This window comes from Lentibacillus halophilus, assembly GCF_055395055.1.
On sequence record NZ_AP043750.1, the window covers coordinates 1888979 to 1913392 of the forward strand.

28 protein-coding genes are annotated in these 24414 nt (G+C 43.2%); 21 read left to right on the top strand and 7 right to left on the bottom strand.

Features of this window, described 5'->3' with window-relative positions; genetic code table 11:
- The first annotated feature begins 19 nt into the window (after positions 1-19).
- The 3 genes from ACZ5Q7_RS09245 (at position 20) to ACZ5Q7_RS09255 (ending at position 2660) form a co-directional block, all read left to right on the top strand.
- Positions 20-1162, top strand: a complete 1143-nt coding sequence (locus ACZ5Q7_RS09245) for a cysteine desulfurase family protein (protein ID WP_343750653.1) — start codon at positions 20-22, stop codon at positions 1160-1162.
- A 6-nt stretch (positions 1163-1168) separates the two neighbouring features.
- Positions 1169-2371 carry a tRNA uracil 4-sulfurtransferase ThiI gene (gene thiI, locus ACZ5Q7_RS09250; protein ID WP_343750652.1) on the top strand — a complete coding sequence of 401 codons (1203 nt, stop codon included), beginning with the start codon at positions 1169-1171 and terminating at the stop codon, positions 2369-2371.
- A gap of 82 nt (positions 2372-2453) precedes the next feature.
- Positions 2454-2660, top strand: coding sequence for an alpha/beta-type small acid-soluble spore protein (locus ACZ5Q7_RS09255; RefSeq protein ID WP_010532381.1), 207 nt, complete (start codon positions 2454-2456; stop codon positions 2658-2660).
- Between the two features lie 56 nt (positions 2661-2716).
- Here the strand turns inward: ACZ5Q7_RS09255 and ACZ5Q7_RS09260 are convergent, their stop codons facing one another.
- Positions 2717-3517, bottom strand: a complete 801-nt coding sequence (locus ACZ5Q7_RS09260; protein ID WP_343750651.1) for an NAD kinase — start codon at positions 3515-3517, stop codon at positions 2717-2719.
- Between the two features lie 141 nt (positions 3518-3658).
- Here ACZ5Q7_RS09260 and ACZ5Q7_RS09265 point away from each other — a divergent pair, with 141 nt between their 5' ends.
- The 6 genes from ACZ5Q7_RS09265 (at position 3659) to ACZ5Q7_RS09290 (ending at position 8259) form a co-directional block, all read left to right on the top strand.
- Entirely contained in the window at positions 3659-4234 is a 576-nt protein-coding gene (locus tag ACZ5Q7_RS09265) for a DUF2953 domain-containing protein (protein ID WP_343750650.1), read from the top strand.
- Positions 4235-4248: 14 nt separating this feature from the next.
- The gene (gene ytfJ / locus ACZ5Q7_RS09270; protein ID WP_343750649.1) at positions 4249-4764 is read left to right on the top strand and encodes a GerW family sporulation protein; all 516 of its coding nucleotides are present in this window, start codon (positions 4249-4251) and stop codon (positions 4762-4764) included.
- Between the two features lie 105 nt (positions 4765-4869).
- Positions 4870-5370, top strand: a complete 501-nt coding sequence (gene tpx, locus ACZ5Q7_RS09275) for a thiol peroxidase (RefSeq protein ID WP_343750648.1) — start codon at positions 4870-4872, stop codon at positions 5368-5370.
- Between the two features lie 123 nt (positions 5371-5493).
- Positions 5494-6480 carry a class I SAM-dependent methyltransferase gene (locus ACZ5Q7_RS09280; RefSeq protein ID WP_343750647.1) on the top strand — a complete coding sequence of 329 codons (987 nt, stop codon included), beginning with the start codon at positions 5494-5496 and terminating at the stop codon, positions 6478-6480.
- Between the two features lie 25 nt (positions 6481-6505).
- Complete coding sequence (locus ACZ5Q7_RS09285; protein ID WP_343750646.1) at positions 6506-7696, top strand: acetate kinase; 1191 nt, start codon at positions 6506-6508, stop codon at positions 7694-7696.
- 11 nt (positions 7697-7707) lie between these two features.
- Positions 7708-8259 carry a MogA/MoaB family molybdenum cofactor biosynthesis protein gene (locus tag ACZ5Q7_RS09290; protein ID WP_343750645.1) on the top strand — a complete coding sequence of 184 codons (552 nt, stop codon included), beginning with the start codon at positions 7708-7710 and terminating at the stop codon, positions 8257-8259.
- 52 nt (positions 8260-8311) lie between these two features.
- Here the strand turns inward: ACZ5Q7_RS09290 and ACZ5Q7_RS09295 are convergent, their stop codons facing one another.
- Complete coding sequence (locus ACZ5Q7_RS09295; protein ID WP_343750644.1) at positions 8312-8746, bottom strand: universal stress protein; 435 nt, start codon at positions 8744-8746, stop codon at positions 8312-8314.
- A gap of 133 nt (positions 8747-8879) precedes the next feature.
- Between ACZ5Q7_RS09295 and ACZ5Q7_RS09300 the strand changes: the two genes are divergently transcribed.
- The 6 genes from ACZ5Q7_RS09300 to ACZ5Q7_RS09325 all read left to right on the top strand — a co-directional run bounded on the left by ACZ5Q7_RS09300 (position 8880) and on the right by ACZ5Q7_RS09325 (position 12963).
- A complete protein-coding gene (locus ACZ5Q7_RS09300) occupies positions 8880-9035 on the top strand; it encodes a hypothetical protein (RefSeq protein WP_343750642.1) in 156 nt (51 codons plus the stop codon).
- A 114-nt stretch (positions 9036-9149) separates the two neighbouring features.
- On the top strand, positions 9150-9899 hold the full coding sequence (locus tag ACZ5Q7_RS09305; RefSeq protein WP_343750641.1) for an SDR family oxidoreductase: 750 nt from the start codon (positions 9150-9152) through the stop codon (positions 9897-9899).
- A 281-nt stretch (positions 9900-10180) separates the two neighbouring features.
- Positions 10181-10564, top strand: coding sequence for a GntR family transcriptional regulator (locus tag ACZ5Q7_RS09310; protein WP_343750639.1), 384 nt, complete (start codon positions 10181-10183; stop codon positions 10562-10564).
- Complete coding sequence (locus ACZ5Q7_RS09315) at positions 10561-11445, top strand: ABC transporter ATP-binding protein (protein WP_343750637.1); 885 nt, start codon at positions 10561-10563, stop codon at positions 11443-11445. Before ACZ5Q7_RS09310 ends, ACZ5Q7_RS09315 begins: the two co-directional genes overlap by 4 nt.
- The gene (locus ACZ5Q7_RS09320; RefSeq protein WP_464432789.1) at positions 11432-12172 is read left to right on the top strand and encodes a hypothetical protein; all 741 of its coding nucleotides are present in this window, start codon (positions 11432-11434) and stop codon (positions 12170-12172) included. Before ACZ5Q7_RS09315 ends, ACZ5Q7_RS09320 begins: the two co-directional genes overlap by 14 nt.
- Positions 12169-12963 (top strand): hypothetical protein, encoded by a 795-nt coding sequence (locus tag ACZ5Q7_RS09325; RefSeq protein WP_343750634.1) that lies wholly within the window; start codon positions 12169-12171, stop codon positions 12961-12963. The genes ACZ5Q7_RS09320 and ACZ5Q7_RS09325 overlap by 4 nt, the downstream gene beginning before the upstream one ends.
- A gap of 248 nt (positions 12964-13211) precedes the next feature.
- Here ACZ5Q7_RS09325 and ACZ5Q7_RS09330 read toward each other — a convergent pair whose 3' ends face one another.
- On the bottom strand, positions 13212-14516 hold the full coding sequence (locus ACZ5Q7_RS09330) for a DUF2254 domain-containing protein (protein ID WP_343750633.1): 1305 nt from the start codon (positions 14514-14516) through the stop codon (positions 13212-13214).
- Positions 14517-14748: 232 nt separating this feature from the next.
- Here ACZ5Q7_RS09330 and ACZ5Q7_RS09335 point away from each other — a divergent pair, with 232 nt between their 5' ends.
- The 4 genes from ACZ5Q7_RS09335 (at position 14749) to ACZ5Q7_RS09350 (ending at position 18045) form a co-directional block, all read left to right on the top strand.
- Positions 14749-15429, top strand: coding sequence for a metal-dependent hydrolase (locus tag ACZ5Q7_RS09335; RefSeq protein WP_343750632.1), 681 nt, complete (start codon positions 14749-14751; stop codon positions 15427-15429).
- A 190-nt stretch (positions 15430-15619) separates the two neighbouring features.
- The gene (locus ACZ5Q7_RS09340; RefSeq protein WP_343750630.1) at positions 15620-16375 is read left to right on the top strand and encodes a prepilin peptidase; all 756 of its coding nucleotides are present in this window, start codon (positions 15620-15622) and stop codon (positions 16373-16375) included.
- A gap of 62 nt (positions 16376-16437) precedes the next feature.
- The gene (locus ACZ5Q7_RS09345) at positions 16438-16659 is read left to right on the top strand and encodes a hypothetical protein (RefSeq protein WP_343750628.1); all 222 of its coding nucleotides are present in this window, start codon (positions 16438-16440) and stop codon (positions 16657-16659) included.
- Between the two features lie 78 nt (positions 16660-16737).
- Entirely contained in the window at positions 16738-18045 is a 1308-nt protein-coding gene (locus ACZ5Q7_RS09350) for a DRTGG domain-containing protein (protein WP_343750627.1), read from the top strand.
- Positions 18046-18139: 94 nt separating this feature from the next.
- On the opposite strand, the gene ACZ5Q7_RS09355 is transcribed toward ACZ5Q7_RS09350, so the two are convergent.
- Complete coding sequence (locus ACZ5Q7_RS09355; RefSeq protein WP_343750626.1) at positions 18140-18430, bottom strand: YtpI family protein; 291 nt, start codon at positions 18428-18430, stop codon at positions 18140-18142.
- Between the two features lie 179 nt (positions 18431-18609).
- Here ACZ5Q7_RS09355 and ACZ5Q7_RS09360 point away from each other — a divergent pair, with 179 nt between their 5' ends.
- Positions 18610-19566, top strand: coding sequence for a DHH family phosphoesterase (locus ACZ5Q7_RS09360; protein WP_343750624.1), 957 nt, complete (start codon positions 18610-18612; stop codon positions 19564-19566).
- A gap of 102 nt (positions 19567-19668) precedes the next feature.
- Here the strand turns inward: ACZ5Q7_RS09360 and ACZ5Q7_RS09365 are convergent, their stop codons facing one another.
- The 3 genes from ACZ5Q7_RS09365 to ytrH form a co-directional block, all read right to left on the bottom strand.
- Positions 19669-19851 carry a hypothetical protein gene (locus ACZ5Q7_RS09365; RefSeq protein ID WP_343750623.1) on the bottom strand — a complete coding sequence of 61 codons (183 nt, stop codon included), beginning with the start codon at positions 19849-19851 and terminating at the stop codon, positions 19669-19671.
- A 124-nt stretch (positions 19852-19975) separates the two neighbouring features.
- Positions 19976-20482 (bottom strand): sporulation membrane protein YtrI, encoded by a 507-nt coding sequence (ytrI, locus tag ACZ5Q7_RS09370; protein WP_343750622.1) that lies wholly within the window; start codon positions 20480-20482, stop codon positions 19976-19978.
- Positions 20482-20814, bottom strand: coding sequence for a sporulation membrane protein YtrH (ytrH, locus tag ACZ5Q7_RS09375; RefSeq protein WP_343750621.1), 333 nt, complete (start codon positions 20812-20814; stop codon positions 20482-20484). Before ytrH ends, ytrI begins: the two co-directional genes overlap by 1 nt.
- 144 nt (positions 20815-20958) lie before the next feature.
- On the opposite strand from ytrH, the gene dnaE reads away from it, so the two are divergent.
- Positions 20959-24330: a DNA polymerase III subunit alpha gene (gene dnaE, locus ACZ5Q7_RS09380; RefSeq protein ID WP_343750620.1), complete on the top strand. Its 3372-nt coding sequence runs from the start codon at positions 20959-20961 to the stop codon at positions 24328-24330.
- Positions 24331-24414 lie beyond the last annotated feature (84 nt).

Sequence of the window (24414 nt, forward strand, 5' to 3'; positions counted from 1 at the left end):
ACGATAAGGAGTTATGCACATGATTTATTTGGACAATAGCGCAACGACGAGACCTGATCCTTCAGTTTTACACAGTTTTCAGCAAGTTTCTGAACATTTTTTTGCTAACCCCTCCAGTATCCATCCATTCGGCGGAGAAGCAGAGAAATTACTGCAGCGGTCAAAGGAACAGGCAGCCGAACTTTTGCAAGTGCAGCCGGATGAAATGATCTTTACTGCTGGAGGAACGGAGGGCAATAATCTTGCTGTTAAAGGAATTGCGTTGGAACACCGGAACCGGGGGAGCCATATCATTACAACGGAGGTGGAACATCCTTCTGTTCATGAAGCTTTTCACGGATTAGAGCGATTGGGGTTCACAGTTACGTATTTGCCGGTTGATGCTCAAGGTGTCGTATCTACTGATGATGTGCAGGACGCGATCACCGATGACACCATTTTAATCAGTGTCATGCATGTGAACAATGAAATTGGTTCTGTACAACCTGTTAAACAAATTGGAGAGGTCGCCAAACAGTATCCAAAGTTATTTTTCCATGTTGATAATGTGCAGGGAGTGGGCAAAGTGCCTTTGGATCTTGCTGAAAGTGGAATTGACTTATGCACGATTTCTGGACACAAATTGCATGGATTAAAAGGAACAGGCCTTCTTTATGTAAAAAATGGCACGACTCTTTTCCCGCTTTTTCATGGGGGTGGCCAGGAGAAGTCATTCCGGTCGGGAACAGAAAATGTCGCCGGTGCCGTATCATTGGTCAAAGCATTGCGACTGACCATTGAACGTCGAGAAGTCGGCATCCGGCATATGTCACAATTACAGGCACAGCTACGGGATAAGCTTTACACAATGGAAGATGTGCTGGTTAACACGCCTGAGCAAAAGGCAGCACCACATATTATGAACATATCGATTCCAGGTCTGAAACCGGAAGTTCTGATTCATATGCTTGGTGAGAAGGGCATTTATGTATCAACCAAATCAGCGTGTTCATCGAAAAGGGAAGACGAAAGCAAAATACTTGCAGCGTGTGGATATGGTCGGGATCGTTCCACATCGGCATTGCGCGTCAGTTTCTCGTATGATACAACAGAAGACGAAATAAATACCTTTTTTCAAGAGCTTAAAGAAGCCATCGGTCGATTTAAGGCAGTAATGGAGTAGATAGCAATGGAATACGATCATATATTAATACGCTATGGAGAAATGGCACTAAAAGGCAAAAATAGAAAAAGTTTTATACTTCAGCTGCAGAACAATTTAAAACAACAGCTGGAAGATTTCCCACATGCGGTGGTGAAACGGACTCAAGGAAGAATGTTTGTATTGTTGAATGGTCATGACTCGGAAGCAATCATTCACAAGTGTAAACAAGTATTTGGAATTCATAGCCTAAGCCCGGCTATTCAAGTCAGCAACGATGAAGATGAAATAAAGGCTGCTGCGCTTTGGGCATTACAACACGAACGTGATGTCCGCACGTTCAAAGTAACCGTAAAACGTATTGATAAAAACTTTCCAATCCGGTCACAGCAAATGAACCAAATACTGGGTGCTCATCTGCTCAGTTCTACCTCTGGTTTCTCGGTTGATGTCCATGAGCCTGATATGGAACTGAAGGTTGAAATCCGTAAAGAAGCAACGTATATCACGTCACGCATTATCCCCGGCCTAGGTGGGCTGCCAGTTGGCACATCCGGTAAAACGCTTCTGCTTTTATCCGGTGGAATCGACAGCCCAGTTGCAGGTTTTCTAACGATGAAACGCGGGGTCGAAATAGAGGCTGTTCATTTTCATTCTCCACCGTTCACAAGCGAACGTGCGAAACAAAAAGTGTTGGATTTGGCGGAAAAACTGACACACTATGGCAATACCATAAAGGTTCATATTGTTCCGTTCACCGATGTGCAGCAGCATATCCACCGTGAAATGCCTGAAAAATATGCTATGACAATTATGCGACGGATGATGATGCGTATCAGTGAGCAAATTTGCAAAAGAGAGTCGATTTTATCCATGTCTACCGGTGAAAGTCTGGGGCAAGTGGCAAGCCAGACGATGGAGAGCATGAATACCATCAATGAAGTGACGAATTACCCTGTTTTACGCCCGCTCGTTGCGATGGATAAAGATGACATCGTTAAGATTTCCAAGACCATTGCAACGTTTGATATTTCCATTCGTCCTTATGAAGATTGTTGTACCATTTTTGTTCCCAAGTCACCAAAAACAAGGCCTTCAAGAGAAAAGGTTAATGAGATTGAGGATCAGGCTGATTTTTCAGAACTACTGCGAAAAGCCGTTGATCACACCGATGTCGTCACATTAACCGGAAAAACAGGAACCGAAGATGTGTTTCACGATTTGTTTTAAATACAAAAAATAATTAACAGAAACTACCAGTTTAAAAAAGCCTCCCAGTACACAATATAGGGGTACAAGGAGGTGAAAAGACATGCCAAGTAATAACAGTTCAAATCAATTAGTCGTACCTGGTGCAGAACAGGCACTGAATCAAATGAAGACAGAAATTGCACAGGAATTTGGCGTTCAACTTGGTGCTGATACAACATCCCGTGGAAATGGATCTGTTGGCGGTGAGATCACAAAGCGCCTTGTGAACACTGCTGAACAACAATTTGGCGGCAACATGCCGCAATAACAACGATATAACAATGGCTGCGGGCTGTCCTTTGAAGGGCAGCCCGCTTTTAATGGTCACAAAAATGTGCGCTTCACGCGGTCCCAGTAAGAATTATGTTTCAATTTGACCGTTTTAACGACACTGTTACTTAATGTAATGGTCAAGTTTTGGATATTACGAATGGAATAGGCCTCGTTATCTAAACCGATAATCGGGTAATCATTGCCATCCTGAACCACGTCCAATGTCAATGTTCGGTCTTTGTTTAATATAAACGATGATCCAAGCGTCCGATATCGGTTGTTGTTAAGCGAGGCAATTTCAGAAACTTGGAAACAAGACAGTTTCGGGTCGACAACCGCACCGCGAGTGGATTTATTGTAGCCGGTGCTTCCTGTTGGCGTAGCGACAATAAGCCCATCACCACGAAACGTTTCAAAATGAATATGGTCGATATAGACATCCATAACCATTGTTTTAATTATGGTTGAGCGTATGCTTACTTCATTAAGGCATTGAAAAGTTGTTTCACCGTTCACTTGTACATCAATGGTCGGAAAACGGCGAACTTCCAATGCCTTATGCTGGATGGTATGCAACATGGTATCAAAATTATCGATATCAAAGTCGCAATACAGCCCGGATTCATCAGATTCGGTAATGCCGGTATATAAACAATCCTGGCGAAATCCGGTTGTGCGTACTGCCTGCAAAAAAGCTCCGTCACCACCTACGCTAACAATGATATTGGCATGCTTGGGATCGTCCACAATATGAAAATGGTTATCCCGGGCCAGTTTAAACAGCGGCTTCAGCTTTTGATCCAGTTGTCCATCTCGTCGATAGTAAAAATAAATATAATTTCGTTCCCACATGGCCGATCCTCTCTCTCCTATTTTAGTATGGTCACCCTACATTAGAGTGTACCATGTCTCTGTTCCCAATTGGCAATATATCAAACTGTATAAAAAAGGAAGGCAATGCTCATCATATTTATAAAGAGGTGATCGTTATTTATGGTCATTGGTTTAATCATCGCAATCATCATTAGCGGCATCGTATTCTTGCTTTGCTCAAGATTAAAAGCAGTATGCACTGTCACACTTAATCAGGAAGAGCAAATCCTTTACATAGCTGTTTATTTTTATCGGATACGGTTATTTTATCGTTCAGTTGATCTAATGGAAGAGCCTGCCGAGGAGCAATCCTTTCAGGAAACACTTTCATTATTGCATCAACTCGGCCATGGAGCCAGGCAAAAATGGAATCATTTGCGTACCATTATCTTGTTTGTATTAAAACATATTCGGGTTGATAACGTCAGCTGGACAACCGAAGCAGGAACTGGGAAAGCGGATACGACGGGAACGATTACGGGTGGAATATGGGCAATCAAAGGTATGGTGATGGGGCCGATCATGACCAATGGCACATTTGTTCACAAACCATCTGTTACGGTGACACCATTTTTTCAACAGCAAACATTTAGTTCTGTCTTTCATTGCATGATATCTATTCGCGCGGGGCAGGCTATGTATGTATTCTGGAGAGTGATTCGTAAGTTTCCTGTCAAACGAGAAGCAATGACATAGAAGGAGGATCAATCATGGATGACCATCCGATTCAAGGTTTAATGACGACGGCAATGGAAAACTTGAAAGATATGATTGAGGTTAATACGATTATTGGTGATCCGGTGGAATCTCCGGATGGAAGCGTAATTATTCCGGTTTCCAAATTGGGATTCGGTTTTGCAGCAGGCGGTAGTGAGTTCACAGCTGCTGATGATCAGAGCGATTCAAGCGGCGGATCTATGCCTTTTGGCGGGGGAAGTGGCGGCGGTGTCTCCATTACACCGATTGCGTTCTTAGTCATCAGTCAACAAGGTGTAAAAATGATTCATCTGGATGAAAGTACGCACATATACGAAAAGATGATGGAAGTCGCTCCGAAAGCTGTCGATAAAATGCAGCAGCTGTTAAAGGAATCCGGCCTTCAGGACAAAATGAACCAGCAATCTAAGCACAATAGTAACAATGACGAACAGAAGAAAGATAAATCGAAGCAAAAAAAGCAAGACTCCGACTCCGAACAGTCGGAAGATGATTCGTCGCAAGAATAATTTTCATCATACAAAATCAATGTAAATAATGAATTATTGGACAAATAGTGTAAGACGATTCATAATAAATTGAGAATCCAAATACATGGAGGTTTGATTTTTATTATGGCAAATGTCACATTTAATCAGGATCCCGTAACCCTTGCAGGAAATGAAATCAGTGTTGGTGATCAGGCACCTGATTTCACGGTGTTGTCCAATGATTTGAAAGAGGTTTCTTTAAATGACTATAAAGGCAAAGTAAAGTTAATTGCTGCTGTTCCATCCGTTGATACGGGGGTTTGCGCTGAAGAAACGCGACGCTTCAACGAAGAGGCTGATAAGCTTGATAATGTTCATGTCTTGACTATAAGTATGGACCTGCCTTTTGCTCAGTCACGTTGGTGTGCGGCAAACGGAATCAAAAATCTGGATACATTGTCTGATCATCGCGATGCTGACTTTGGCGAGAAATACGGTACATTGATCAAGGAACTCCGGCTTTTGGCACGGGCTGTTTTCGTCGTTGATTCGAATGATAACGTTACGTATGTGGAGTATGTGAACGAGGTAACCAACCATCCGGACTATGACCGGGCTCTTGAAGAAGCAAAGAAAGCTGAATAATGCCCTGCCATATACTCTCCTGCTTTGATCGCAGGGGAGATTTTTATCCGGTTCATATACAATACGACCGGTCCTTTGATACAATAAATATGCTTTTAGACCATGAATCGGAGGATTGGCACGATGGAAAAAACAGATGTGGAAATATTATATGAACAAATCGATGACACAACGGAATCCGTTCAGCAACATCGAAATGAAACATATTTGGACAGTCTCGCTGTAACGCTTGGGACTTTATTGGATCAACAAACACCCGAGGAGATGGAAGCTCCGTTAAAAAAGGAATTTCAAAAAACGATGGAGCGATTGGATGTAACATCTTATGAAACGACCGATGTCCGTAAAGCCATTCAACTCGCCATTCTTAAAGGGATGAAAGGTGCCACTCAGGAGCAGCATTTAATGACACCGGAGACGGTAGCCTTGTTTGTTGGTTATTTAGCCGGGAAATTGACGAGCGGCCTGGAACACATCCGCTTGTTTGACCCGACGAGCGGAACAGGCAATTTGTTAATGGCTGTTTTGGATCAGTTGGATAAAGCTGCTTCGGTTTATGCAAGCGAAGTGGATCCTACCCTCATTCGTTTGGCTATGCTTAATGCCAACATGCAGAAGAAGGAAGTCGAGTTTTTTCATCAGGATAGTCTGCGTCCATTTCTTTTGGATCCAGTCGATTTGGTTATCAGTGATCTTCCGGTCGGTTATTACCCGGACGATGTTCGATCTGAGGACTTTGAGCTGAAAGCAGATGAAGGGCATTCTTATTCCCATCATTTGCTGATCGAACAAGCCATGCGTTATACGGCTCCTGGAGGCTATTTAATTTTTGTTATTCCGGAATTTTTGTTTGACAGTGATCAATCCGATAAGCTGCATGCTTATCTTCAGGAGTACGCCCATATAATCGGTGTCCTGCAGCTTCCGGAGACGGCATTTAAGTCAGAAAAGAACAGAAAAAGCCTTCTCATTCTTCAAAAAAGAGGTCCGGATACCTCCAGTATCAAACAGCCACTGCTCGTCCAGGTTCCATCTTTTAAAAACACAAAAGCTATGGATGACATTCTTACACAAATGAATGCTTGGTTTGCAGAAAATATGAATATCTAAGGCTTGGGAGGGGGCCGAAACGTATATGTCCAATATTTTGGCAATTAATGCTGGAAGTTCGTCTTTAAAGTTTCAACTGATCCGGATGCCCGAAGAAGTGGTCGAGGCAAAAGGGTTGACGGAACGAATCGGCCTTTCAGGGACTGAATTCACTTTTGAAATGGGGGACAAAGAAGCGAAAAACGTTATCGATCTGTCTGACCACGAAACGGCCGTGAAGCATTTGCTTGATAAGCTAACCTCATCGGGTGTCATTCAATCCATGGATGATGTGGATGCTGTTGGACACAGGGTTGTCCATGGCGGTGAACGTTTTAGTGATTCGGCCGTGATTAATGATGACGTCATCCGGAATATTGAAGATGTGTCTGATCTGGCACCCTTGCACAATCCTGCTAATTTGACAGGTATACGTGCATTCCGGGAGAAGTTGCCGGGTGTGCCGATGGTGGCTGTATTTGATACGGCGTTCCACCAGACTATGCCTGAGAAGTCTTATCTGTATAGTCTTCCATACGAGTATTATGAACAATATGGTATTCGTAAATATGGGTTTCACGGTACATCCCATAAATATGTGTCCCGCCGTGCAGCTCAATTGCTAGGAATACCACTTGAGCAGTTGCGTCTCATCTCCTGTCATTTAGGGAATGGAGCAAGTATAGCGGCTATTGATAAGGGACAGTCCATTGATACATCGATGGGATTCACCCCCCTTGCCGGAATAACCATGGGAACGCGATCGGGCGATATCGACCCGGCTCTTATTCCGTTTATTATGGAGAAAACTGGTAAAACTGCTGAAGACGTTGTTCACATTTTAAATAAAAAAAGTGGAATGCTCGCCTTGTCCGGTTTTTCCAGTGACTTGCGCGATATAGAACAACAAGCGGATAAAAACGATCGGGCTGAATTGGCGCTGGATGTATTTGCGGCACGCATACACAAATACCTCGGTTCCTATGCAGCAAGAATGTCGGGTGTGGATGCCATTATCTTCACAGCCGGTGTTGGTGAAAATAGCACCGTTGTACGGGAAAAAGTACTAACGGGACTGGAATTTATGGGTGTATACTGGGATTCTTCGCGCAATGATATTCGAGGACAGGAAGCTTTTATTAATTATCCGCATTCGCCGGTGAAAGTGCTTGTCATACCAACGAATGAAGAAGTGGTTATCGCTAGAGATACCGTCCGCCTTACTGGACAGGATTAGGAGGGATTCATGTGTCTGTGGAAGAGCATAAAGACAGCAATACGTCCGTTCATTGCATGGTCGTGACGGTAAGTGATACACGAACGGATGCATCGGATAAAAGCGGCGATCTTATGGTTCGTTTGCTGAAAGAAGCAGGCCATTACAACGTGGTTAAGGAAATGGTCCCGGATGAAAGCAGCGCTATTGCCAATAAAATTTCTGCCGGGTGCACGAATCCAGACATTGACGTTATTTTATTGAACGGCGGTACCGGCATCGCCTATCGCGATGTAACAATTGAAACGGTTACGCCGATGCTGGATAAGGAAATGTCGGGCTTCGGTGAGCTTTTCCGGATGCTCAGTTATACGGACGATATCGGCTCAGCGGCGATTCTTTCCAGGGCAATTGGAGGTGTCATTGGTGATACTGCGGTTTTTGCCGTACCTGGGTCATCAGGGGCGGTGATGTTAGCGATGAATCGATTAATTGTTCCGGAGTTGGCCCACGTCGCCGGTGAATTGAAAAAAGACGGTCAAGCATTTGATGAAACAGGTTCATTCAGCAGTGATAAATCGTAAAGCAGGCGCGATCCATTGCTCGCGCCCGCCCCACGTCGGCCTCTGCATGATTTTAGCGGACGACCAGCACATCGCATTCGGCATGCCGAGTGATGCTTTCCGAAACACTGCCGATGAGAAACCGTTCAACCGCGCCCATTCCGGTTGCTCCACAAATAATCAAATCCGCTTCAAAGTTTTCCGCGACGTCTTTGGCGATTTTAACTTTTGGCGACCCGTACTCTACGCATCGTACTAAATTCGTTATCCCCGCACTGTTGGCATTTTCAACATAGCTGTCCACCAATTCTTTGGCATATTCTTCTGCACGTTCCGCCAGTGTCCGGTCATAGGCTTCCGCGGTTGCAAATGTCCGTGAATCAACGACATTAGCAATAATTAACCGGGCATCATTCCGCCGGACGATATCCAGCGATTTCTTGAATGCGTGTTCCGAAGCTTCTGAACCATCCACTGCAACAATAATGTTTTCATACTCAAAATCCATGTTATCACCCTTCCCTTTTGTACTATTGTAATCGCTTTTTGGTTAGCTGGCAATCACATTTACCGAAATTGGCAACGACAAAAATGGGATGATTCTCCTGTCTGTGAGCATACTAAGCATGGAGGTGATAGCAATGGGAAAGAAAAACCATCCATTCACTGAAGATAAAAAAGGTGTCGAAGCTGTTCAAAATCAATTATTTGAAAGTTATCAGAAGGGCGTTATTGAAGATAAAGAAAAGCTTTCCAATAACCGTAGTATTCACACGTATAATAATCAGAAGAAATGATCCAGGCAAAATCCACCCGCCACAGGGTGGATTTTGCTTATGAACGAACGCTACATATGTTAAAATAAAAGCTATGCTGTGTCGTCAAACGCATGAAAGGGGGAGGAACGATTTATGGGACATGCTTTAATAACAGCAGGAACGTCCGGTCTGGGAAGGCAAGTAACGGAAAAGTTTCTGATGGCAGGGCATCGGGTGACAGCTACATACCATCGTGACGGTGAAAAAGCTCAGGCTGTCAAAACGGAGCTGGCTCCTTATCGTGATTTGCTACATACGGAACAGGTTGATGTAACCGACAAACAGGATTTGACTCGTTTGACCGAACAAGCCGTAAATGTGCATGGTGGAATCGATTATTTGGTTAATAATGCCGGCCCGTTTATTTTCAACCATAAGAAACTTCTTGATTATACCGATGGGGAATGGCAAGAAATGGTCAATGGCAATCTTGATGCGGCTTTTCATCTGCTGCAATTAACGGTTCCGCATATGCGCCAACAACAATTTGGCCGAATTATTAACTATGGCTTTCAAGGGGCGAACCATGCTTCCGGCTGGCCGTACCGTTCCGCCTTTGCTGCAGCCAAAAGCGGTTTGGCTTCATTGACAAAAACCGTCGCCGCTGAAGAAGCACCCAATCGGATTACCGCCAACATGGTGTGCCCTGGGGATATTACCGGCGATATGAAAGAAGCGGGCATCGATGCCAGCAGGAATGTGCATGATGATACAACCCCCATTGGCCGACCAGGAACAGGGGAAGATATAGCCAGGACTATCATGTATCTTTGTGATCAGGATTCCGACATGATTACCGGTGCCATAATGGACATTACCGGCGGAGTTGATGTTAAACGTTAGCTTGTTTGGTACCGATTGGCCAGTATTGTTTATAGGTAGAAATATAAATCAATGGACGTTTATCTTTCAGTGTCAGAGGAATGAACGGGTTGTTCAATCCTTATCGTTAGGATGCGGCTGGAAGTTGGGATTAACGCCCTTTGAATACGTGAACAATGTCTCTCATTTGCTTGGGAGGCATTTTTTATTGACGTTCGTTTGAAAAGCATTTATATTAAGTATGTAGATCAGTGCATTACATAACTAATTCACTGGACTCCAAAGGAAGGAGCTCATGCCCAATGGTTGAGATGGAAGGGTCCAAACCGATCTATATCCAGATAGCCGAATGGCTGGAAAACCAAATGCTGAGTGGGTATTTTCAACCACATGATAAAGTCCATTCCCAATATACGTTAGCGGATTTGTTTAATATTAACCCAGCCACAGCAGCTAAAGGACTGAACATGTTGCATGACGAACATATTTTATACAATAAACGGGGGTTGGGAAAATTTGTAACCGGTGACGCGGTAGCCATCATTCGTAAAAAACGAAAGAACGATACATTAAAACGCATGCTCCGGGACGTGGTAACAGAAGCAACTCACTTGCAAATGGATGATGCGGAACTAATGGAAATGCTTAGAGATGCGATTCACGAACGGGGGGAGGATCAAGCATGAATGTTATTGAAGCGACGGACTTGACAAAGACATATAAAGGCGTGCCTGCTGTCGATGGCTTAACAGTAACCATAAAATCCGATGCCATTACCGGTATCATTGGCAGAAACGGGGCGGGCAAAACAACATTGTTAAAAATGCTCGTCGGTTTTATAAAGGAAACATCAGGTGAGATGAACGTGTTTTCCGAACATCCGTTTAACAGTTTGCATGTGTCGGCCAATAGTATTTTTATTGATGATCACATGCTTTTCCCCGATGCATTGACTCTTGGTGAACTTCTGAAGGAGGGGGAACGTTTTTATACTAATTGGGATATGACGTTTGCGAAGACGTTGTTCGACTATTTTTCGTTTCACCCGGATCAACACCACAACCAACTGTCAAAAGGGAAAAAAACGACATTCAACATGATATTTGGGTTGGCCACCCGATCGGAACTGACGATTTTCGATGAGCCAACGACCGGCATGGACGCTGCGGTCAGAAACGATTTTTACCGGGTGCTGTTAAAGGATTACTTGGCTCATCCGCGCACGATTTTAATCTCGAGTCATCATTTGGATGAGTTCGACCATCTATTGGAGGATGTGCTCTTAATGGATGAGGGGCAGCAGGTGCTGCATATGCCGATGGATGATTTAAAGGAATATGCTGTTAGTCTCACCGGTCCCGATGCTGTAGTCGGTCAATGGCTGTATGATAAAACAGTGCTTGCTAAAAAACAGTCTGCTCCCGGGATGATGCAAGCCGTGGTGAAACAGGACTTTGCCATTGAACAGGCAGAGAGATTGGGTATGAAAGCCACACCTGTCGCTGCGAGCGATGTATGTATTTACTTGACCGCCAAAACGAAAGGAGGAATTGATGATGTCCTTTAACAACGTGCCGATCACGCAAATTGTTCTCAAACAATACCGTTATAAACTCAGGGCGTACTATCAAGTATTCACATCGCTTGTTGTGATGCAGCTACTCGCATTGTTATTTTCTTCCGGGGGAATTATGACAAGCGGAGGCGGAAGTTATGGCGTTAATGCGCATCTAAACACATATACTGGTGATCTTATCATTATATTTACTTTCCTGTGGGGATTCATCAATGCAATAACCATTACAACAAAAGCCTACAGGGAAGACGACTTTCTATTTGTCACCAACCGGCAAAGTCAGCATCTTTCCAATATGCTTTTTTTGGCTACAGCGAGCGTCATTGGTGGGTTAACAGCAACATTGGCCGGTTATTTGCTTCGGGTTATTATTTATTGGACGTCAGATGAAGCAACATTTGCCGGTATGATCGATGACCCCACAACGTTTATCGATCCGTTGATCAGCATTGTTACAGTCGCTTTATATGTGGTAATGTTTTGTGCGTTTGGTTACTTGATCGGCAATATCATTCAACTGCACCGGTTATTCATGGTGATCATTCCCGTTTTGGTTGTGGGGGGATTGCTGTTCGATCCACCTATAACGTTAAAGATATATGCGTTTTTTGTCGGTGAAACGAATATACTGCTCTTTCTGTTGAAAACAGTGGTTACAACGGTGTTTCTATTCGCTTGTTCGTTTGTTCCACTTCGGCAAAAGGAGGTTCGACCATGAGTAACGTTTTGATTGGCATTATGCCTATTTTACTCTTGTTAGCTGTAATTGGCTTGTTGTTCGCTGTAGGCATGCGTCTTTTAAAATCCACTAAGCTATCAGGAATCGTCAGACGCTGGTTATTCCCGGGTTATTTGCTCATTCTTGTCATCGCATTTGGATTATCATTTGTTTTACCCCTTGAGGGTGATTCAGGTGCGTCGGGCGATCGGACGTTTCATAAGAAAAAGCTGCCCGACTTGTTCATGATCCCGCAAAATACCGGATCGATTGACATGCTTGATGACTATCTTGTGAATACATGGAAGTTGGAGACGGACGAGGAGACATTGCATCTTGTCATTCGAGGGCAAGAAAACTTAAACAATATTGCTGTAAAGCGAAAAAAAGCGGCTGATGGCGTTGTGGAAGCAGAACTTTATGTTACGCCATATGTCATTGATGGCATCGATATGACGACCGGGTTCCTTCCAAAGACACATATGGAAGTGCATGGACGTACCTTAGCTGTTGAAACACCGGATCGTAAGCGAGTTGATATATCGGTGTTCCAAAAGAACGTTTCTGTCCGTCAGTTCACACAAAAGGGATGGCTCAGTTCATTGGATGAAAGGGGAGGATTTGGTGTTTCAACCAGTGAAACAACCGGAAATAAGGCATCCTCGCCATGGGAATATAAAAACAATGGGCGTTTGCACAGTACGGAATTGCTTTATCTGGAAATACCGGCGGATGTAGAAATTGAAGGCAGAAACAATAAGAACATTTATATGGTTGGAAATGGGCGATAGGATGCGGTCTTTTTCGTAAAGGATTTAATGTAGTATGAAAAGGGGGGATCATTCCCCTCCTCATTCCCGCATTTGCGGTGGCCTCGCGGGCGGCTTGGTCGTTATCCCTGACAGCTGTTTCCACGCTCGATGCATCAATAGCTTTGTTTTTCGCGGTCAGCTTCTCGGCGAAGGGAATACTCGTGACGGTTTTTATCCTTTTAAATGAGCAAGTATGTCCTGTCCGGGTATTCAAAAGGGCCATTTTTTCACATATTCAGTTCCTCCCCCGAAAAGGAAGCAAATCGCTCCATTATATTTTTAAGATGTTGATAGTCCATCGAGGAAAGGCTATTTATATCTACGGCTTCTAACACATATTTAGTGAAACGCCATACTTCTTTTTGAATGGATTCCTCACTAACGATAGCAACTTTATATAACGTGTCTACGATACTATATACAACAGAGATGTCGTCTTTCCCGTAATGTTTAATTTGGTAAAAACTTTTAAATAAATAGTCTCTAAATTTCTTTTGTTCCATGATCAACCTTAAATTCCCATTATTATCGGAATAGTACGTGACAGAACGGTAATTGCCGCCTAACTCTGTAAGCAAACCACCAATGCGATGTATACAATTAATCGCTGTATTTGGATCATTCATACTGGGGGATAATGCCTTTACAGCAATTTCCACCAATTTTTCTATTGAAAATGGAATATCCTGAAGATCAGAACGTTCATCACCGATTGCTAAAAAATAGTCGTGCTTGGCTATTTCAACGTTAGTGTCACCTAAAGACCAATAATAAAATACCGGCATTCCTTTAGGAACATAATCACCGACTTGAAACGTTGCCTCTAATACCATATCGTTGTTAGCTGCCCAGTTAATCAAATAATTATAATCGACTTGTTGAATATAGCCTGATCGTCTGGCTTCTATTGTTTTTCTTTCTCTTTTTCTTATACTTTCCGTTTGCGAATGATCCCAATGTTGATGTTCACCGTACGATCTTTCTTGAAATGTTTCTTTAATTAAATTTGATGTTTTGTTTCGTATGACCCCAATCAAAAAGTTTACTTGTGCCCAGCGCGCCGAATAATGGATAAATAAAACAAAAAAGCCAAGCGAGATAATCGTGAAAATAACAGTGAAAAAGGGACTGAGCAAGTCTTTTTGTTTTGTTTCGGTTAATAGCCATAAATTGATTAGTACAAAAATAAAACCAAACGTGAAAACACCTAGCACGTGTTGTGTGAGTTTACTCTGCATAAAGTCCTGCAGTGCCCGAGGAGAAAACTGAGATGAGTACGTTGTTAGCATAACCATAATCGTCGAAAAGCTTATCGTTGTCATTGTTAGCATTGCTGTTATTAAAGCGGCATAAAGTTGTTTTGCTATACTTTGTCCTGTAAGAAGAATGCTTGGAATACCGCTGGATATTTTGGGAACAAGCCAAACATCCAAGGCTGTTATAGCCAATGCTGTAATGATTGAACATAGCCCATAAACGATGGGGAGAAACCAGAAACTATCACGAACGGTTGACCATTTGGTTTGATTCATGCTACCCCTCTTTTCTTAATTATAATGGCTCTATACCCTTCTGCAACTATATAAAAACTTAAGAGGACTGTATATTAAAAGAGCATCTTATATTTTTAGCCGAACGACGTATTACTATGAATAGGAATTTTTTAAAACGATGCATAAAAAAATGATAAAACGGGTAAAGGACTTATTGGGGCATTTATTGAAGGATAAAAGTGCACATCATTTAACAAAAGGAGCGATAAACATGGACGTATCTTATCATGGCCATTCTGTTGTTCGGGTGAAAACAGATAACCATACCATTTTGATTGACCCGTTTATTTCCGGTAATGAGACGTGTGACTTGGACGCCGGAACAGTTGAAACAGATGTTATTCTGTTGACGCATGGACACAATGATCATTACGGGGATACAGAAGAAATTGCAAAACGGAATGATGCATTCATCGTTGCCCCGAATGAATTGGCTGAGTATTTGGGCGGAAAAGGGTTCAATACGCACCCGATGCATATTGGAGGTGCACATGAATTTAATTTCGGCAAAGTGAAATTAACGCAAGCTTTTCATGGTTCTTCCTTTACAGAAGAAGACGGCACCATTATTTACACAGGGATGCCCGCAGGAATTCTACTGACAATTAATGGTCAAACGATTTATCACATGGGTGATACGGGGCTGTTCAGTGATTTGAAACTGATTGGTGATATGAATGATATTGATCTAGCCTTCGTACCAATTGGAGACAATTTTACGATGGGTCCTGACGACGCCTTGATCGCAACGGATTGGATAAAATCTGAAACGGTTGTTCCGATACATTATAATACGTTCCCTTTGATTGAACAGGACGGGAATCAATTTGCATCCAGCGTAAAAACCGGAAAAGGGCTGGCGATGAACATAGGCGATTCTGTAGAATTATAAGAAATCGAAAAAACGTGAGCGGGGCTGCTCACGTTTTTTTAAACTAAAATGAGTGTCTGCTTTTTTATGATTTAGAGAAAAATAATTCAACATATCCGATAACATGCTATAATGGAAGAAATATGCTTCTGTTGCCTTGCAGCGGATCCGTTTTTAATGTATTCTAAATTTTGGACAAGGAGTCAGACCTATGGACATTCTGTTGCTACTATGTTTCTTCCTGCTCGGCCTCGTTTTCGGCTCATTCTTTTATGTTGTTGGATTACGTGTACCTCAGAAACAGCCCTTCGCTAATGACCGTTCCATTTGTCCGCATTGCCGTCATACACTTACATGGTATGAACTCATCCCCATTTTATCTTACATAATGCAACGTGGGAGATGTCGGAGCTGCGGGCAACGTATAGCCATCACTTATCCCGTTGTTGAACTGGCGAGTGGTGGATTATTTGCTCTCAGTTATGCAGAGATCGGCTTTCAGGCGGAGCTTTTAACAGCCCTCTTGCTGATGGCAATGGTCGTCATTTTATTTATTTCTGATATCGTCTATATGCTTATTCCAAATACGATTTTATTATTTTTTTTGCCGCTATTTATTATCATGCGGGTGATACAGCCGCTTGATCCTTGGTGGTCATCCATCGTCGGGGTTCTTTTTGGAACTGGACTATTGGCACTGATTATTCTCATCAGCCGGGGTGGAATGGGTGCGGGGGATATGAAACTGTTCGGTGTGCTCGGAGTCGTTTTTGGGCTTGAAAAGATCATTCTTACATTTTTCCTGGCAACGATGATCGGAGCAGTGATTGGGTTGCTGATGCTTTTGCTTCAGAGGACACAACGTGGACAGGCTATTCCATTCGGTCCGTATATTGTTGTAGCTGCTGTGCTTGCTTACTTTTTTGGTGATGGTCTTCTGAATTGGTATCTTGGTATATTGAGTTAGGATCTTCTCTGTTCTTACAGGCTGTCCGTTATCATAGAATAATTGATAAAGGAGGGATATATGTGCGCCATTATGCTATATTACGACTATTGCTGGCGAGTTTTTTTCTTTATGTTGCCTGGCCGGTTATTCCGGAGGCTGTAACAACAGAAGCGACCCTGTTCTGGGGCTTGTGGCTGGGTTTTTTCCTGCTGGTGGCCGGTTCCAACTTCGCTTCCCTATTACAGATGGTCACACCCCCGGTAATGGAACAGGAAAATATCCAACGTCGTCAACGTGCTTAACTGTTGAGGTGTGACTGATTCAACTGTATAATAACACATGAGAAGAATGATTAGTACAGTTGAAAGTCGGTGAACGCAATGGCGACCAAGCACGAACAAATTATGCAACATATTTTGTCATTGGAAATTGGTCATAAAATTTCCGTCAGGCGGATTGCTAAATCATTGAATGTCAGTGAAGGTACGGCTTATCGTGCTATTAAAGATGCAGAAACACGTGGTATTGTCAGCACAATCGAGCGTGTGGGAACCGTGCGTATTGAAGAGAAAAAGAAAGATAACTTTGAACAACTGACATTTGCTGAAGTCATCAAAATTGTTGATGGGCAAGTTTTGGGCGGACGAACAGGATTGCATAAGACGCTCAGCAAATTTGTTATTGGAGCCATGCAACTTAACGCAATGATGCAATATACAGAAGCCGGGTCATTGCTTATTGTCGGAAACCGTGTGGAAGCACATGAGCTGGCATTGTATGAAGGTGCGGCTGTCCTTATAACAGGCGGGTTCGATACGGCTGAAGATGTTAAACGATTGGCTGATGAAATTCAGCTTCCGGTTATGTCCACAAGTTATGATACGTTTACAGTTGCCACCATGATCAACAGAGCCATTTATGATCAGCTAATCAAAAGAGAAATCGTTTCTGTTGGAGATATTTATACACCATACGATCATTCTTATTATTTGTACACGAAAGACAAATTGGGTCGATGGTATGAATTGAACGAACAATCAACCCATACCCGTTATCCGGTTGTGGATGAAAAAGGACGTGTAGCCGGCATTGTTACGTCCAAAGATGTTATTGGCAAAAATAAAGACATCTCCATTGAGAAACTTATGACAAAAAATCCGATGGTTGTCCAGGATAAATCATCACTTGCTAATGTTGCCCACATGATGGTTTGGGAAGGCATTGAGCTTGTTCCCGTTGCTGATGAATCGGACAGGCTGAAAGGTGTTATCTCGCGTCAGGATGTATTAAAAGCGCTCCAGGAAAGCCAGCGTCAGCCGCAAATGGGTCAAACGATCGATGATATTATTGCAAGCAGTTTGGTTCAGGAAGAAAGTGACACTACTATGTTTCGTGCTCAAGTTTCCCCGCAAATGTCAAACCAACTCGGAACATTATCCAATGGCGTTTACACGTCGCTGATGACAGAGGCAGCCGGCCGGTTGCTTCGCTATTCCCAAAAGGGGGATCTTGTCGTCGAGAATCTTACTGTCTACTTTTTGAAACCAGTGCAAATTGATGCAAACCTGCTTATTAAACCAGTCATATTGGATGCGGGGCGTAGTTATGCCAAGGTGGATGTGGAAGTGTTTAACGGACAAAAAATGGTTGGAAAAGGGATTCTAATGGCACAGTTAATGAACAGGTGAACAGGATCGGTAAGAGAAGGGATCCCATATGTTGTATTCATCGATCCTGTTTTAGCTGTTTTTTCATTTACGCCCTTAAAGCCTGGAACGGGAGTTAAGCACGCAGGCGCCTCCATTCATTTCTGTAATGCCTTGCTTCTTTCATCCCGACATATAGATGTAATCCGCCAAAGAAGAGGAAAACAATTCCAATGAACAGGGAGAGGCGGGTTTCATAGAACATATACTGGTTAATACCAAAGAAGAAAATGAGTGATCCGAGACAAACGCGGGATTTTGCGTTAAAATATTCCTTGGTCAGTCCGTCACCGCTTTTCAGAATGGCGACTTTGTAATAAATCCAGAAAACAGCGGAAAGCACAATAATAATAGGGAAAATGACCATATGAATCTGCTCCTAAATAGCTGAATTAAAATAACCGGATATACGGTTGCGTGTTGTTCCGTTGCCCCGGTTGAGGTACTGATATGCAATGGCGTCTGGGCATCGTTTATGTACCTTCAACCATTGTAGCTTGTTTTGATTCATGAGGAAAGTGAAAAATGTGACAAAGTAGGGAGAATATGATGCAACATATCCAATCAATTATTGAAGCCATTAAAGCATATGAAACGATTATTATTCACAGACATGTACGGCCGGATCCGGATGCATTTGGGTCTCAAGCGGCTTTGAAAGACATTATAAGCGAGTCCTTTCCGTCTAAATATGTCTTCATCACTGGAGAAGATGATCCATCACTTGAATTTTTAACGGTTATGGATGATGTTGATGATGAAACATATCAAAATGCATTGGTTATTGTATGTGATACAGCAAATGCTGAACGAATCAGTGATCAACGGTATCATCTCGGCCAGCAATTGATCAAAATTGACCATCATCCTAACGTAGGTCCATATGGAGATATATTATGGGTTGATACAGAGGCCAGTTCAACGAGTGAGATGATTTACGATTTGTATCTTTTCGGCAAGGATGACGGTTTGGTGATGACTGATGAATCAGCGCGCCTCATATATGCCGGTATTGTCGGTGACACAGGACGATTTCTGTTTCCGAGCAGCACGAAAAAAACATTCCAACATGCGGCTGAGTTGGTTGCCTATAATTTTGACCGTTCCAGACTTTATGATGGCCTTTACCGTATGAAAGATAATATTGCCAGACTGCGCGGCTATGTGCTGCAACATTTCACACGTTCGGCATCAGGCATGAGTACCGTAGTGCTGACTAAGGATATGCTCGACAGCTACGGTGTCCTTCCGATGGAAACAGGGCAGCTTGTTGGCGTTTTGGGTGATATTCAAGGTGTAAAAGCCTGGGCGTTTTTTATCGAAGAAGACGACTTAATACGGGTTCGTCTGCGTTCCAATGGGCCGGTCGTCAATGGTATTGCTTCTGCCTATAACGGTGGCGGCCACCCGATGGCGGCAGGTGCTTCGATAAGCACATGGGAACAAATGGAACACATCATGAGCGATCTGGATAATGCCTGCCAATCCTATACCGATGAATAAAACACTCATAAAGTGACATGTCCATTAGTGGGCGATAAAAAAAGAACTATTCCCGCAGTTGTTGTCGAGGTTATAGTTCTTTTGAATTTTTGGCCCATGGTATTAATACAACGGAATAAACCAGCAGCCTACATTGGTTTCATCATCATGTACAAGCAAATTTTCCCGTTCAATGCCGCGCTTCATCAGCCGAATTAATTCAGCTGATTCGGCGTATGCGGTTGTGCCTGCCTTCAGCTGTGCCATCTTTTCGTCTCGTAGTCGACGCTGATCCATTACATGCATGGTGAACAATCCTTTCTTGTTTAGTCATGTCAGCTTATGCATTATAGTATATGGAAAAGTGGGCTTTTGTGATGCTCATTTATCTCATTTTTTCGTAGAAATTTAACAATAAAGGACAATTGATTCAAGGCCCGCTGTATGATTCCGCTTTGACGGAAAGCTTTACGGTTGGGGTGATAATGAGCTTCCGTACTGTACATGTAAATGTAAAATCATCGATGGTAAATTCTTTGTTTTCAATGGTGGCCTCCAGCAATTCATCGCTTTCGGAAATGACGGACACCTCTTTTCCGACAATATGGTTAATTTCATCTTTTATTAACTCCTCCAATTCATGGGTGATAAGTCTATCCGGCAAATCGTCATCGTTGGTAATGGTTATGGTGATCGAGCCCACTTTCGCAGATTCTTTCGTTTTCTCATTAAGATCTTTTTTGTCATCAAGCAATGCGTCGTTTTCGTTTTTTAGTTCGGTCACCTCGGATTTTAACTCACGGTTTTCTTCAAGCATTTGCCCGTACATGGAGCCATACATATAAACGAATATCAAATAGCCAATAATCGAACCGGCAAATGCTCCCGCTAGAAACCTCTGCCATGTTGTTTTTTTATAGTAAGGGGGTATATGCATTATTCAACATCCTCCTGTATGACCCACCCAATAATTAATAGAGCTGTTTTAACACCGCCCATGGCAGACACAATGAGCATAATCTGTTTAAACAGGTCATAGGTGGAACCGGTAAAAATCCCTTTTTCAAAATTAGCAATGGCATCAAACGTACCACCGATGGCAGCAACAATTGCCCAAATCCGTAGACTAAGCGAAATACGTTTCATTTGGGTGAAGGGCGCATCTCCAGTGGCAAAAGCGCCGATGCTTCCGATAATAGTGCCACCTATAACGACACCAAATGCTATAAAAAAGCAATGAATGAATTGAGCTAGAAACCGTTCTTCCATGATTTTGGCCCCTTATGTGTGTACTGGTTCATTTTATGATAGCAATGGACAGGATATGTTATGATGCTCGATGTAATCATTGGAGACGCAGATGCTTATTGAGTAAAATAGGAGGCATGCATACATGGCAAAAGGAGGGGCAAGATGTCATTTACACATTTGCAGGTTCGTAGCGGTTACAGTTTCATGAAAAGCACCATGACAGTGGATAGACTGGTTTCCAAGGCACGCGAATTGCAGTTTGGCGCTTTGGCCCTTACGGATGAGGATGTTTTGCATGGCGTCATTCCTTTTTACAAAGCATGCAGACAAAACGGAATCAAACCTATCATCGGTATGAGTGTTACGGTTAATAATGCTGAGGATGGGAGTGACATGTGTGTTATTTTGGCGAAAAATAACGATGGGTATAAAAACCTCGTCAAAATTAGCACCCATGTGCAGATGTCGGGAGAAAATGGTATCAGCAAAGAGGATTTGGAACCGATGAGTGATGATTTAATCTGTATTCTGGTGACAGCAGTGTCCGACATCGGATCCTTACTACAACATGAAACGTATGACCGCGTAAAAACATATTTGAATGACGAATGGCGTATGTTCTATTCAGAGGACTTGTATTTGGGTGTACAGGATCATGGTGCTGAAACGGAGCGACGTGTGAACCAGTCTGTGCAGGCGTTCTGTGACAAATATTCGTTTCCCGCTGTGCTATTACAGGATGTGCGGTACCTCCATGAAAACGATGATTTTGCTTATGACTGCTTGCAAGCTATTGCAAAAGGACAAACATGGCAGATGAAAATAACAGATTCGTCCGTTCAAAATCGCCATATGCGTTCACAGGAAGAAATGAAGGAGGGAATTGGAGGCTCTTGGCCGGAAGTGATCCATGAAACGGAGCGGATTACGGAACGATGTAACGTTACGTTTGATTTCAACCGTAACATGTTGCCCTCGTACCCGGTTCCGGAACCAATGCATACGCATACATACTTAAAAGAGGTCTGCTGGGAAAACGTATTTGCGACGTATGATTCTGTTACGCATACAGTGAAAGAACGGCTAGCGCATGAACTGGAAGTCATTGAATCGATGGAATTCAGTGATTACTTTTTAATTGTTTGGGATTTTATCACCTATGCCAAAAAGAAGCGGATTTTTGTAGGTCCAGGGCGTGGATCAGCTGCCGGGTCGATCGTGGCCTATGTGCTTGGCATTACCGACGTGGATCCGATCAGCCATGGCTTATTATTTGAACGTTTCCTGAATCCAGAGCGAACGTCCATGCCTGATATAGATATTGATTTTTCCGATCACCGGCGTGATGAAGTCATCGATTATGTACGCTCCAAGTATGGAAGTAACCATGTTGCACAAATTATTACGTTCGGCACCTTTTCGGCAAGGGCGCTTTTAAGGGAATTGATAAAAACAATGCAAGTTGAATCACACGATGCCCGGTTTCTTTTGCAAGCGATTCCTGTACAGGCGAATCACACCATAGCAACATACGTACGATCCTCCAACGACTTGCAACAGTATATCAAACAGTCGGAAAAACTGAAAATGTTAGTTGCCGTTGCAACAAAGCTGGAAGGCATTCCAAGACATATGTCCACCCATGCCGCCGGTGTCGTTATCAGTGATGCTCCGTTAATGGAGACAGTTCCCTTAACGGCCGGCACGAATCACACTAATCTGACACAGTTTGCGATGAATGACCTGGAAGCACTTGGTCTCTTGAAAATGGACTTTCTCGGCTTGCGGAATCTAACATTGATGGAACGAATTACTCGTACCATCCGTTATACAGAAGGTGATAATGTATCATTGGCATCGATTCCTGACGACGACCCCGAGACGTATACGTTGCTTCAGCAAGGACGGACAAATGGCGTTTTTCAACTGGAATCCCAAGGAATGAAAGAAGTACTCAGGCGTCTGAAGCCGACCGTGTTTGAAGAAATAGCAGCGGTCAATGCGCTTTACCGGCCAGGGCCGATGGAACAGATTCCGGTTTATATTAATCGAAAACATGGGACAGAACAAGTGACTTATCCGCATCCGGATTTGGAACCGATTCTAAAGAAGACGTACGGTGTGCTTATTTATCAGGAACAAATCATGCAAATAGCGCACCGGATTGCCAACCTTTCGATGGGTCATGCTGATCTTCTCCGGCGAGCAGTCAGTAAGAAGGATGAGCAGCTGATGAATCAACAGCGCGTAGCTTTTATACAAGGGTGTCTGGATAACGGGTACTCGCAACAGGTTGCTGACGAAATATTCGAGTGGATTGTCCAGTTTTCGAACTATGGGTTCAACAAAAGCCACGCTGTTGCTTATAGTAAAATATCGTATCAGCTTGCCTATTTGAAAGCACACTATCCAGCAAGTTTTTTTGCGGAATTGCTGACGTCTGTCTCTTCTCAACAGGATAAAGTGACCATGTACAGAAAAGAGCTGGAAACACTGGGCATGCCATTGCTTCCGCCTTCAATCAATAAAAGTTTTGGAAAATACGTCGTGGAAGGATCAGGTATCCGAATGGGATTTTTGTCAATCAAGGGCATTGGTCATCAGGCAGGTAAAGAGATTATTCAAGTGAGAAAGCAGGGCCAATTCAAAAGTCTGTTTGATTTTTGCATGCGTGTGTCGCAGCAAACTGTCAACAGACAGGTTCTGGAAACATTAGTGATGGCAGGAGCGTTTGATGATGTTTACCCGAACCGGGCGGGTTTGCTTGCATCCATCGATCACGCACTGGAACAGGGCGAGTTGTTTAAAGAGTTCAGCGATCAATCGAATCTTTTTCAGGATACCATTCAATTAGAAGAAACCTATGTGAATATAGAAGATTTCAGTCTGATGCGTAAGCTACAGGATGAAAAAGAATTGCTTGGGTTCTATATGTCCAGTCACCCATTAAAAAAATTCCGCCGAGCACTGCAACAAGCCGGCTACACCTCGTTGAGTAGGGCCAAACATATGCCTCCCGGAGCGCGTAATCTATCCGGTGCAGCGGTTGTTCACACTATGAAAGTCATTCGTACCAAGCGCGGAGATACGATGGCATTTATGACAGTCGGAGATGAGACGGATGAAATAGAGACGGTTGTTTTTCCACCATTGTATCGCCAAGTGAATCGTTGGCTGTCTGAGGAAATGGTGATTACGTTCAACGGAAAAGTGGAAGATCGAAATGGGCAGCGTCAGTGGATAATGAATGATGTACAGCCGTTTAGCCAGACAGAGTGGGAACAAAAGCAACATCAGCGACTGTTTATCCAATTGACAGACACGAATGATAGCGAGGCATTAGCGACTATACGCAGTGTGGCAAAAGACTATCCGGGAAACACGCCGATTATCATTTATCAACAGACGGAAAAAAAGGCCTATCAACTGTCAGGAGAATACGGGGTTGATCCTCAGGCCCGTTGTTTACAGATGCTGCGTGATCGTTTCGGAAGTCAGAATGTGGCGCTGGATGAACGGAAAACAACCGGGTGATGGAAAGAGTGTCGTTCCAGTTGGGGCTTGTCTTAAGCCTCGTCGTCCCCGGAGATGTGATAACAATCTCATAAATGTACTCAC